Here is a 10,221-nt window from a genome sequence, read left to right as displayed (position 1 = left end):
GGAGCGGTCATCGCGTTGTACTCCTGAAGGACTGTGAGAGGTCATCCAGAAGATCACGCGGTGGCCGCCTTCATGCCTCGGCCCGCTGATCGCGGGGCCGTCACACACCACCTTGGTGGACGCCACCCTGCCCGTGGCACGCCAGCCCGGGACTGAATTCGCTCCGCAGCGAAGACGTCACCCCATCCCGGAAAGAGATGGGGCGTTGTCACCCCGACGTCACCCCATGACGGTGGGTGTTCCTGCCGTATCAACGGGGGCTGCGTCACCTCACGAGGCTCCGGGGTGACGTAGGTACGTGGGTGTCACCCCCCATCAACGAACGGCTCTCCGTCGCTCTGCTCTTCAGACGGGAGCGCCGGCTGTAGGCCTTGAGAACGGCGCTCGGTGCGTCGGCCAGACCCAAGGCGGGTCGCGGTTATGGCCTCTCCGCCGTCGAGTTGGCTGCCAGGTTCGGAGAGCAGCGTCGGCGAGTCCCGGCGGGACAGTGCCGTGCGGGAGCTGACTCCCGCAGCCCTCCACCACCCCGGACGGCCGCCAGGCCGGATGTCGCGGCTCGTGCCCGCACTGAAGCTCGATGTCGGGAGGTGGCCGAGCGTCAGTTGGAGGTCGGTCCGCGGCTGCTCGGGGTGATGTCGATTGCGCCCCCCTCGTCGAGTCCTATAGCTAGCACTTCTCTCAGCGCCCGCGTACGAGAGCCACCGGACCGGCGCAGTAACTCGTCACCACGAATCGGGCAAACCGCAGATGCATGAGGTGTGATCGATAGCGATCTTGACTGCGCTACGAGCGCGGAGGGGGAGCCAGGGTGACGTGGGTCGGGCTTGCTGATGCTGGAGGGAGGAGGCGACGGTGCTGCGATGCCTTCAGAGGCCCTTCGATCCCCAGGCGGTTGCCGCAGGTGTCATTCCATGGCTCGCGCCGTCGGGCTCACCCGGCATCCGGTAGTCGGCACGGCGCGACAAGCCAGCTGCCTAGCCCGACCTGCCACGGCTGCGCAACGCATCCTTAGATGCGGATCCAAACGGCACCGCGCATCAGCGTTGCGGTGACCATGCGGGACATCCCGGTCGGCGATCACCAGCCACGGCCACTACCGTCAAGAGCTATCGTCGAAGTGACCTTTCGACCGCCCTCACCGGCTACGCGTGCCGACGAGCGCCCAGAAGCCTGACGGTCGGTGTGGCGGGGTCACGTGCTTTGTCCGGGTGAACCGTCACCAAGGCGGCAGCCACATCTGCAGCAGGGTCGTCAGGGCAGTCACCAGGACCAGCGGTTGGTCCAGCATTGGGTGGTGACCAGCGTCCGGAAGTTCCGCCGTCCGGAATGGCCCCCGCACCAGCCGCTGCATTTCAGCCGCCATCTCGCGATTCACGAGTCCCCTCTCGCAGTAGAACAACGCGGTGCGACACGTGAGGCGGGTGAAGGCGTCCGGTAGCGGTGGCTGACGACCGACGACGAAGGGGTCGAACTTCCACGTCCACCCGCCGTCCACCGCGGCAAGCGATTCTGCTGCGATGTGCCTGCGCACGTAGGGCAGGACCGCCTGCTGGTGCGGGAGGGTCCGGAATCGCTCGATGGCCTGATCCGTGGACGGGTACACCCGGTGCAGTCGCCGTCTCTGGTGGGGGAGCGACTGCTCCGCGGACGCGTCCCGCCTCAGCGGCGAATCGATCAACACGAGACCCGAGACGGCCTCCCGCGTCTCGCTGGCGAGGGTCACTGCTACCCAGCCGCCGAGGCTGTGCCCGGCGATGATGGGGCGGTCCAGCCCTTCCGCGGCCGTGATGGCGGAGATCTCACCGGCCCAGGACCGGAGGTCATAGCTGGTCCGGTGGTCACTGTCCCCGTGCCCGCTGAGATCCGGGGCGATGACGTGGTGCGTGGTGATCAGGGGCGCGAGGTGGTCCCACCAACTGGAGTTCGCGCCGGCGCCGTGGACGAGGACCAGGCCCGGGAGCGACGGGTCACCCCACGTCCGGTAGTGCAGCCGCGTGGTTCCAAACTCGAGCTCGCGGTGTCCTGGCCGCTCAGAGACTGCGCGCCGGAACCAGGCGGGAGCCTCACCAACAGCCGCCATCAGGAGGCCGGTCCTCGAATGGTGAGGGCGACGGTGTCCTCTTGTCGCCCCGTCGTGCCGGGCCCGTTGAGCAGCCGGGCCAGGGTGCTCTTGCCCGAGCCGTTGCTGCCGATCACCGCGATCCGGTGCTCGGGCAGCACCAGCGAGACCTCGCGCAGCACGACACGGTCGCCGTAGGTGTGGCCGACGTCGAGGAGCTCGATCCCGCTGCGGGAGCGGACGGCGGGGTCCTCGGCCGGCGGGGCGGCCCGCCGCCACGCTCGGGCCACGGGGGAGGAGGTCAGCGGTGCGCCGGCTGCCGGGCGGGCAGCTCGATCACCGGGTAGGAGCGGCGGACCCTGTCGGCGACCAGCGCGGCGATGAACGCCTTGACCAGGTCACCGGGCAGGAACAGGAACGACCCGGTGAAGCTGGTCCACAGCGGCACGTCGGCGTACAGGCTGGTGAACGGGATGCCGATGGCGTAGATGACGACGATCCCGCCGAGTACGTTGGCCAGGAACGCGTAGCCGGCGTTGAACCGCCGCCAGAACAGCTGGGTCAGCCAGCCGATGACGAACGCGGCGATCGGCCAGCTGTACAGGTAGCCCGCGGTGGGTCCGGCGAAGACGCCGAGCCCGCCGTGCCCGCCGGACAGCACCGGGGCGCCGACGGCTACCACGGCCAGGAACAGCAGCAGCGCCAGCCCGCCGCGCCTGGCGCCCAGCACCGAGCCGGCCAGCATCACCCCGAGGGTCTGCGCGGTGATCGGCACCGGGATCACCGGGACGGCGACCGGCGGGATGACCCCGAGCACGGCGACGATGGCGGCGAAGAGGGCCACGTACGCGAGGTCGCGCGTTCCTCCGCTCCTGGCTGGGGGACGTGCGGCTTCGGGGGTGCGGTCAGCGCGGCCTGACATGCGGTGTCTACCTCTCGATGATGGACGATGGCTCGGCCAAAACGTCAGGGCGTGAGCACTCTGGGGCCGACGGTTCGCTCGACGCAGCAACTGAAGTGGCCGATGCTGAACGATGGGTAGAGAACCGCGTGGACATGGCAGTCGGTCGCTCCTTGGTGGGGAACGTGTGTGCCCTCCACTGCTCCCCGTCGGCCTCCGGGAGTGCGGGCCCGGCCGTGGATGGGCCCGCACTCGTGCCACGCCGGGGTGTTAGTTGACGCCCCAGAGCTTCTTGAAGGCGTCGGGATACTCGGCGTACGTCGGGACGAGCGCGAACAGGTCGGGGTCGGTGCCCCAGTTCGACTCGTCCTTGAGGACCTCGGGGATGGCGCCCGAGTACGTCCCGTCCTGCAGACCGCGCAGCATGCCGTCGACGAGGAACCAACCGACGACGACCGGCGGCGCGTACACGGCGTCGGCCACCAGCGGGACCTGCCCTTCGATCGCGGCTTGGATCTGGGTCCCGTTGTGGCCCAAAATCCCGGCGTCTGACCCGGTGGCTGCGATGGCCTGCTGCACGAAGGGCACGAACGGGTCGGACGGGCTCAGCACCGCCTTGACGCCGGGGTCGCGCTGGAGAGCGGTCTGCACGGCCGGGGTCAGCTTGGTCGGGACGTCCCCGACGGGGACCTCCACCAGTGTGTTCTTGCAGCTGGGGCACAGCCGGGACATCTCGTCGTCCACGGCAGCGGCGAACGCCTGCGAGGGCGGGCCGTTGGGACTGGCCAGACTGAGCACATGCGTGCCGTCGCACCCGTACTCGTTCAGCACCCAGTTCACCTGCATCCGGGCGACCTCGGTGAAGTCGGGCGAGACCTGCATCGCGACACCTTCAGCGAGGGGCTCGGCCGGCACGCCGTTGAGGCCGTCGAGCACGGGGATGCCGGCGGACTCGGCGTTCCTGACAGCCTCGGCGACGGCTTCGGTTCCCGTTGATCCGAGGATGATGCCGTCGGCCCGCGCGGCGATCGCGTTCTGAATCCCCTGCGCCATGGTGCCCGGCGTGCCCTTGCCGTCGAACACGGTCATCGTCGCGCCGAGTGCCTCGGCGGCCGCCGTGGCCCCCTCGGCGTACGCCGCGATCGAACCATTGGACATGGCCAGGCCGATGTACCAGAAGTTCTTGCCCTTGGCCGCCGCGCCGTCGACCGCTTCCTTGGGGAACGGGTCCTGGTCGGCGGCATCGAGGTTCGCGGCAGTGGTGGCCGCGACTTCCTCCTCGCAGGCCGCCACGTCTCCTGTCGAGCCAGCAGCCTCGGACGTCGATTCAGCGCCAGAGCAGGCGGCCAGACCCAGTGCGACCGATGATGCGAGGAGAACTGAGGTGACTGCCCTGGGGAACGTGGATCTCATCGTGAAGAGCCCTTCTGTTGGAAGCGCAAGTCGGTCCGGGAAAGCTTTCGATCGAGGCGTGAGCACGCTGGAGGGCGCGAGGGTCGAACTGGCGCGGCTGTGACCACGTCGGAGCCGCGTCGCGTCGTCTGCGCTACGCCAGGGGATCGCTCAACACCTCGAGCAGAGGTCTCCTTTCGGCCCGGCGGCCCAGGGTCGATGGCCTGAATTAGCAAGTCCGGCCGCCTGTGTCGGTGCGGTTGCGGCACAGTAGCTCAAATAGACCCCTATTTGGCAAGAAGGCGGCTCGGGAACTGCCTAGAACCGGTCGGGTCGATCGCTGCCCTCGCAGCCAGAAGGCGTCTGATCCCGGCGGCAGCGGTGGGTGGTGGTCTCGTCGTCCGCCTTGCAACGGCACGGACGGCGCCCGTCCGTCGCCATCGCCCGAGAGGGCTCGTTCTCGCTGATGTCGACGGTGGCCGAGATGCCCGGTCCCCAGAACCGACGATGGGGGAGTTGAGGTGATCCAGCGAATCCGTCTGGCCGCGCCGTAGGGCCTCCGACGCCGCACCTCTCGACCGGTGTGCAATCAGTGGTCGCGGACAAGCCTCCTGGCTGTGATGGGAGCCGGCTGCCCTGTCGCGAGTCCGCTGCCGCAGCGCATGCGCCGTAGACGCTCGTCCTGCTCTCGCGGGACGTCACGAGCTGGCTCGTGTGGGCGTCGATCGACGTCCTGACCACATGCGAGCAAACAAGGCGTGTAAATCGGCACCTATTTTGTTACGCTCCTCACGGCCCGCGTCCGACATGACCGCGGGCGCAGCGTCGAGTTCGACGCGGCCTGATCAGGTCTGTCAAGGAGGCCCCAATGCGGTGGTTGATCCAGCTGTTGGTCGAGGACGAGCGGTGACGCCGGTCCTGGGCGTACGCGGCATCTCCAAGTCCTTCAACAGCGTCCGGGTGCTCGACGGCGTCGACATCGAGATCCCTGCCGGTTCGATCCACGGTCTCGTCGGGGAGAACGGCTCCGGCAAGTCGACCCTGGTCAAGATCCTCACCGGTGTCTACACGCCCGACGACGGCGGGACGGTCGACCTGTGGGGTCAGCGGGTCACCTTCCCGATCGACGCCGGCTCTCGGGGTATCACGGTCATCCACCAGGACCTCGGTCTCGCAGACGACCTCACGGTCGCCGAGAACATCGGGATCACCTCGTCGTTCGGCACGCGGCTGTGGTGGCCGCTGAGTTGGCGGCGCGAGCGAGCTGTGGTCCTCGAGCTGTGCGCGAAGTACGGCCTCCGGTTGGATCCGCGTGCGCGGGTCTCGTCGCTGACGCCCGCTGAGCGCACGCTCGTCGCGGTTTTGCGGGCTCTGCGCAAGCTCAGCGACGACTCGGGCAACCAGTTGATCATCCTCGACGAGCCCACGGCCGCCCTGCCCCACGACGAGTCGAGGCGGTTGCTCACCATCCTGCGCGGACTCGCCGACTCCGGGGTGACCGTTCTGCTGATCTCGCACCACCTGCAGGAGGTCATCGACGTCGCCAGTCGCGTCACCGTGCTTCGTAACGGATCGGTCGTCGGCACCTACGAGACGTCCGAGACCTCGACCACGGACCTGGTGGAGAAGATGCTCGGCTACAGCATCGGCGCCTTCTACCCCGACCGCGGCACCCCCGAGGCCTCCGCGCCACGGCTGTCAGTGCGGGGCTTGACCTCCGACCTCGTGCACGACCTCACGTTCAGCATCTCGCCGGGTGAGGTCGTGAGCGTCACTGGACTGGCCGGCATGGGTCAGGACGACCTGCCGCAGCTCATCTACGGGTCCAAGAAGAAGACCGCGGGCCTGGTGTCGGTCGACGATCGCGATCTGCGGAGTTCCATCGCCGACGCAATGAGGGCCGGCGTCGTGCTCGTCCCGGCCAACCGGCACCGCGACGCGCTGTGGACGGCTGGGACCGCTCAGGAGAACCTGACCATCTCGTTCCTGTCGCAGTTCACCCACTCGCGCTTGCTGCAGCCCAAGCGGGAACGCGCGTTCACTCGACGGACGATGCTGGAGTACGACGTCCGGCCGCCGTTCACCCGCCAGCTCATGACGCGGTTCAGCGGCGGCAACCAGCAGAAGCTCGTGATGGCCCGCGCCCTCCACCTGGGACCCAAGGTGCTCGTCCTGCACGAACCCACCCAAGGGGTCGACGCCGGAGCGAAGAAGGCGCTGTTCCAGCTGGTGCGGGACGCCGCGGCAGCGGGCGCCGCCATCCTGCTCGTCTCCAGCGACTTCGAAGAGGTCGCCCACATGTCGCACCGAGTCCTCATCATGCGCCACGGCCGCATCGTCGAGGAGTTCCAGCAGGCGGAGCTGACCGAGGACCGATTGCTCGTCGCGAGCCAACAGGACACCCCGCGGACCCAGAAGGAACTGGTGTAGCTCATCATGGCTGAAACGCAGACCGTGACCGCCTCGAACGAGTCGAGCGGGTCCGGCGACCCGCCACAGAAGGACGTCCGCGAAAGCGTCCTCCCGCAGATCGCGATCCCGCTGCTGTTGGTGGCGTCGTTCGTGCTGTTCAGCTTCCTCGCCCCGGGTCTGTTCTTCACCGGTACCAACGTCCGGATCATCATCGCCTCGCAGGCGACGCTGCTAGTGCTGGCTGTCGGAGCGACGATCCCGCTGCGGGCAGGGGACTTCGACCTCTCGATCGCGGCCGTGATGGTCCTGTCCGCGTCGTTGGTCGCGGCGATGGGAAACATGGGATGGCCGCTTGCGGTGATCGTCCTCGCGGTTCTGGCCACCGGCGTCCTGGTGGGGCTGATCAACAGCTTCTTCATCGTCGGCCTGGAGCTGTCGGGCTTCGTGGTGACGCTGGGCATGCTCACGCTGCTTGCCGGCATCAGCAACCTGGTGACAGGTGGCGAGACACTTGCCACGGTCCCCGTGGAGATCCGGGACTTGACGAACACCCGCGTGCTGGGTCTGCCGCTGGCGGTGTGGATCGGCTGGGTGTTCGCAGCGGTCGTGCTGGTGGTGTTCCAGCGCCTGCCGCTCGGGCGCTATCTCCTGTTCCTCGGCGGGAACCCGACGGCAGCCCAGCTGGCCGGCCTCAGGGTGAAGCGGCTGCGTACCGGTGCACTGGTGTCGTCGTCCTTCCTGGGGGCCGTGGCAGGGGTGTTGCTGGCTGGCACCTTGGGTGCGGTGGACCCGGGCAGCGGCGGGGGATACCTGCTGGCGCCGTTCACGGCCGCGTTCTTGGGCACGACGATGCTCCACCTGCGGCAGTTCAACGTGCTGGGCACCCTGATCGGGCTCTACCTGCTGGCCGTCGTCATCACCGGGCTGCAACTGCTGGGCGTGGCCGTCTGGGTGGCTGACGTCTTCAACGGTGCCGCGCTCGTGCTCGCGATCGCGTTCGCCCGGGTCCTGGAGCTCCGGTCCCAACGCAACATCCGTCGGACCACGACTACCTGACCGGGTCCGGTCACCTCGTCCCGGTGCCTCGTCGCTCAGCCGCCTGTCGGCCCTGCTCCCCGGGCGGCCCGGCGCAGCACCGGGACCGCCCACTACGGCGGCATCTGCACCGACAAACGATCGACGATCACGAAGGAGCGGACCATGGCATCGCAGGCGCAGGCGCTCGTGCAGCGCGGCCCGTTCCGCGCAGAGATCGAGGACCTCCCCATCCCGGCGCTCGCGCCCGGAGCCGCTCTGGTCCGGGTCGAGGCTAACGGCCTGTGCGCCACGGACATCGACGCCTACGCGGGTGAAGACCCCAGTGCCCGTGCACGGCTGGGAGACCGGCGATTCCCCCGGATCCCCGGTCACGAGATCGTCGGAATCGTCGAGGACCTCGGGCCCCGGACGCTCAAGCGTAAGGACCTCGAGATCGGGACCAGGGTCGCCGTCAACCCGATGATCGCCTGTGGGGTGTGCGAGTTCTGCCAGCGTGGTCAAACGACGCTCTGCCGAGGGTTCGAGTTCTTTCCCTGCTACGGGACGATCCCGCTGTGGCACGAGCACGGGTTGTGGGGTGGGTACTCGACCTACGTCTACGTCCACCCCAACGCGACCCTGTACCCCTTCCCGCATGAGGTCAGTGCGCTCGACGCAACGCTCTGGAACACCCTGTCCGCCGGTGTGCAATGGGCGGTGATGACCGGCGGCGTGAGCCTGGGGACGACGGTCCTGGTCCTGGGGAGCGGTCAGCGCGGTCTGGCCAACGTCGTTGCGTCCAGGAGCGTGGGTGCCGGCCTGGTCATCACCACCGGACTCACGGCTGATCGGCACAAGCTCGACCTGGCCCTGGAGCTCGGTGCTGATGCCGTCATCGACGTCGAGTCCGAGAGCACGGTGGACAGGGTGCTCGAGCTGACCGGCGGCCGCGGTGTCGACGTGGTGGTCGACACGACTCCGCACGCCACCGCTCCGATCAGCGATGCCCTGGACGTGCTGCGCCCGGGCGGGCGGATCGTCCTGGCCGGCATCAAGAGCCGGCTCATGGACGGTTTCCCGGTCGACAAGCTGGTGACCCGAGGCGTGACCATGATCGGTGCGACGAGCCAGAGCACCGACGCCAACGCGGCCGCCGCGAAGCTGGTCGCGGCGGCGGCCGTTCCGCTGCACAAGATGCGGACCCACGTGGTCGGTTACGACGAACTGCCCTACGCGATCGACCTGCTGACCAACAAGGTGCCCGGTGAGAAGGCCATCAACGTCGTCGTCACCCCCACGATCGGGGGCGGGCACTGACAGCCCAGCTCCGGCGACGTCTGACCAGAAACTGTCCAGCAAGTAGGCAATCCAGCGGGAAGCGAGACTGCAATGACACATGAGAAGCGGCTGGCGGTCGTCACCGGCGGAGCAGCGGGAATCGGATGGGGCATCGGTCAGGCTCTGGCCTCGGATGGCCTACACGTCGTGCTCCTGGACAAGTCCGACGACGTACAGGTACGGGCGCAGGAGCTGAACGACCGAGGCGGTTCGGCGGAGGGCGAGACCGTCGACTTGATGGACCTGGACCAGGTCGAGGCGTTCATCAACCGCCTGCGCGCAGATCGCGGTCACGCAGACGTCCTGGTGAACAACGCGGGCGTCCACATGAGGAAGGCCGACGGACGGAAGTACAGCCTCGCGGAACTGCCTCTGGAGGTCTGGGAGGATTCGTTCCGCCTCAATCTCACCGTGCCGTTCCTGCTCTGCAAGGGACTCGTCCCGCTGATGGCAGAGCAGGGCTGGGGTCGAGTTATCAACGTCGCCTCACGCGGTGCGCGCACCGCCGTGCCCGTGGTCGGCGCCCAGTACGCGTCGTCCAAGACGGGCATGGTCGGTCTGACGCGTGCGGTTGCGGCGGAGTTCGGCGTAAAGGGTGTCACCGCCAACTGCATCGCCCCGGGGCGGATCGAGACCCCTGCCGAGGCCGCAGCGGCGGCCGACGAACGCGTTGCCGCCCGCAAGGAGTTCCTCCTCGGTCGGACGGGCAGGATCGATGAGATCGGCGCGGTGGCCTCCTTCCTGGCGTCCGAGGGGTCGTCGTTCGTGACGGGAGCCGTCATCGACGCCAACGGTGGCAGCTTCGTCGGTTGAGACCGCGTCGTACTGCTGGCAGTGGGGTCCGAGCGGGCTAGCTGGACTGCCTGGGCAGGTTCGTTGCACGGTCTCCGATCGAAGACTGATCGTGGTCCGGCGATGGACCTCCGGGTGCTTTGCAGGAGCCGCCGAGCGTCCCGCATCGCACCCACGAGGTCCCTCGCCCTTCGCTGTCAGGCGGGCCTCAGCTGGCTCGGCCCGCGGGGAGGGGCCCGAGGTCTCGTTCGATGAGGGCTGCCGGGTGGCGCGTTCCCGGAGGCTGGGACCAGAGCAACCCGGCTGGTCC

8 protein-coding genes are annotated in these 10,221 nt (G+C 68.3%); 4 read left to right on the top strand and 4 right to left on the bottom strand.

The genetic code is table 11. The annotated features are described in order from the left end of the window. Positions 1-1,216 precede the first annotated feature (1,216 nt). The 4 genes from FHL80_RS24125 to FHL80_RS24110 form a co-directional block, all read right to left on the bottom strand. Positions 1,217-2,080: an alpha/beta fold hydrolase gene (locus FHL80_RS24125; protein WP_138735869.1), complete on the bottom strand. Its 864-nt coding sequence runs from the start codon at positions 2,078-2,080 to the stop codon at positions 1,217-1,219. Beyond that, positions 2,080-2,349, bottom strand: a complete 270-nt coding sequence (locus tag FHL80_RS24120) for an ATP-binding cassette domain-containing protein (RefSeq protein ID WP_216871017.1) — start codon at positions 2,347-2,349, stop codon at positions 2,080-2,082. The genes FHL80_RS24125 and FHL80_RS24120 overlap by 1 nt, the downstream gene beginning before the upstream one ends. An 11-nt stretch (positions 2,350-2,360) precedes the next feature. Beyond that, positions 2,361-2,981 (bottom strand): biotin transporter BioY, encoded by a 621-nt coding sequence (locus FHL80_RS24115; protein WP_138735868.1) that lies wholly within the window; start codon positions 2,979-2,981, stop codon positions 2,361-2,363. A gap of 249 nt (positions 2,982-3,230) precedes the next feature. After that, positions 3,231-4,253, bottom strand: coding sequence for a sugar ABC transporter substrate-binding protein (locus FHL80_RS24110; protein WP_216871016.1), 1,023 nt, complete (start codon positions 4,251-4,253; stop codon positions 3,231-3,233). Between the two features lie 1,005 nt (positions 4,254-5,258). Here FHL80_RS24110 and FHL80_RS24105 point away from each other — a divergent pair. The 4 genes from FHL80_RS24105 to FHL80_RS24090 all read left to right on the top strand — a co-directional run bounded on the left by FHL80_RS24105 (position 5,259) and on the right by FHL80_RS24090 (position 9,932). Beyond that, a complete protein-coding gene (locus FHL80_RS24105; RefSeq protein WP_216871015.1) occupies positions 5,259-6,782 on the top strand; it encodes a sugar ABC transporter ATP-binding protein in 1,524 nt (507 codons plus the stop codon). A 6-nt stretch (positions 6,783-6,788) separates the two neighbouring features. Beyond that, positions 6,789-7,820 carry an ABC transporter permease gene (locus FHL80_RS24100; RefSeq protein WP_138735865.1) on the top strand — a complete coding sequence of 344 codons (1,032 nt, stop codon included), beginning with the start codon at positions 6,789-6,791 and terminating at the stop codon, positions 7,818-7,820. Between the two features lie 144 nt (positions 7,821-7,964). Beyond that, positions 7,965-9,098, top strand: coding sequence for a zinc-dependent alcohol dehydrogenase (locus FHL80_RS24095; protein WP_138735864.1), 1,134 nt, complete (start codon positions 7,965-7,967; stop codon positions 9,096-9,098). Positions 9,099-9,170: 72 nt separating this feature from the next. Next, complete coding sequence (locus FHL80_RS24090) at positions 9,171-9,932, top strand: SDR family NAD(P)-dependent oxidoreductase (protein WP_138735863.1); 762 nt, start codon at positions 9,171-9,173, stop codon at positions 9,930-9,932. Positions 9,933-10,221: the final 289 nt, after the last annotated feature.

It is taken from the genome of Modestobacter excelsi, assembly GCF_005930495.1.
Classification (GTDB): domain Bacteria; phylum Actinomycetota; class Actinomycetes; order Mycobacteriales; family Geodermatophilaceae; genus Modestobacter; species Modestobacter excelsi.
The sequence above is the reverse complement of the archived record's forward strand: the minus strand, read 5'-3'. Positions and strand labels throughout refer to the sequence as shown.

Coding starts and splice junctions, on each gene's coding strand:
- FHL80_RS24125 (WP_138735869.1), bottom strand. CDS start 2,080: ATGGCGGCTGTTGGTGAGGCTCCCGCCTGGTTCCGGCGCGCAGTCTCT.
- FHL80_RS24115 (WP_138735868.1), bottom strand. CDS start 2,981: ATGTCAGGCCGCGCTGACCGCACCCCCGAAGCCGCACGTCCCCCAGCC.
- FHL80_RS24100 (WP_138735865.1), top strand. CDS start 6,789: ATGGCTGAAACGCAGACCGTGACCGCCTCGAACGAGTCGAGCGGGTCC.
- FHL80_RS24095 (WP_138735864.1), top strand. CDS start 7,965: ATGGCATCGCAGGCGCAGGCGCTCGTGCAGCGCGGCCCGTTCCGCGCA.
- FHL80_RS24090 (WP_138735863.1), top strand. CDS start 9,171: ATGACACATGAGAAGCGGCTGGCGGTCGTCACCGGCGGAGCAGCGGGA.